Source organism: Halomonas sp. 3D7M (assembly GCF_014897885.1).
In the GTDB taxonomy this organism is placed as follows: domain Bacteria; phylum Pseudomonadota; class Gammaproteobacteria; order Pseudomonadales; family Halomonadaceae; genus Vreelandella.
Window position 1 is genome coordinate 1 of record NZ_JABUZF010000087.1, and the last position, 915, is coordinate 915.

General features: G+C 62.6%; 1 protein-coding gene. It reads left to right on the plus strand.

Translation table 11 applies throughout. The features are described from left to right. Positions 1-910, plus strand: a 910-nt coding sequence (locus INT22_RS03255) for an ABC transporter ATP-binding protein (RefSeq protein WP_319022018.1), incomplete at its 5' end; no start/stop codon positions are given. Positions 911-915 lie beyond the last annotated feature (5 nt).

Genomic DNA, 915 nt, shown 5'->3' on the forward strand with positions numbered 1-915 from the left:
GCACCGGCGGTTCGGACGAACCGCCGGTGCCGGTGTTTACGCCATGACAGTCGATCCGGACCAGACCTCGATTGCGGCCGCAGGCCTCGATCTGGCCTATCAGACGAAAACCATCGTTCATGACGTCGGTCTTTCCATCGCGAAAGGCACGGTGACGACGCTTGTCGGCCCCAACGGGTCGGGCAAATCGACATTGCTCAAGGGGCTGGGTCGGCTGCTCGACCCTTTGGGTGGACAGGTTCTGCTCAATGGCAGGGATATTCGAGAGATGCGGACGCGCGACATCGCGCGCAGGCTCTCGATCCTGCCGCAGGGGCCGGTCGTTCCCGAGGGCCTGAATGTTCACGAACTGGTCGCCTATGGCCGTGCGCCGCATCAGGGGCTTTTCGGCCTGACGACGGAGGAAGACCGGGCGGCGGTCGAGCACGCCATGGCTATGACCGGCGTCGCACCGTGGCGCGATACGCTTGTGGATGCGCTTTCGGGCGGGCAGCGGCAGCGGGTCTGGATCGCCATGACGGTGGCGCAACAGACGCAGATCATGTTTCTCGACGAGCCGACGACCTATCTCGACATCGCGCATCAGCTCGACGTTCTCGAACTGCTGCGCAAACTCAACCGCGCGCATGGCCGCACCATCGTCATGGTGCTGCACGATCTCAATCTGGCGGCGCGCTATTCCGATCGCATCGTTGCGCTGCGCGATGGCCGCATCGTCGCCGACGGTGCACCGCGGGACGTTATCACCCCGTCGATCCTGCACCGGGTTTTCGAGATCGAGGCGGAAATACATGACGATCCCGTTTCGGGATGCCCATGGTTCGTTCCCAGACAGATCGTCCCCGCACAAAACGCCGAAGAACAGATCGTTATGGAAAGAAGTGTGCCGCAGTCAATTACCTCCGGCTGAAGCCG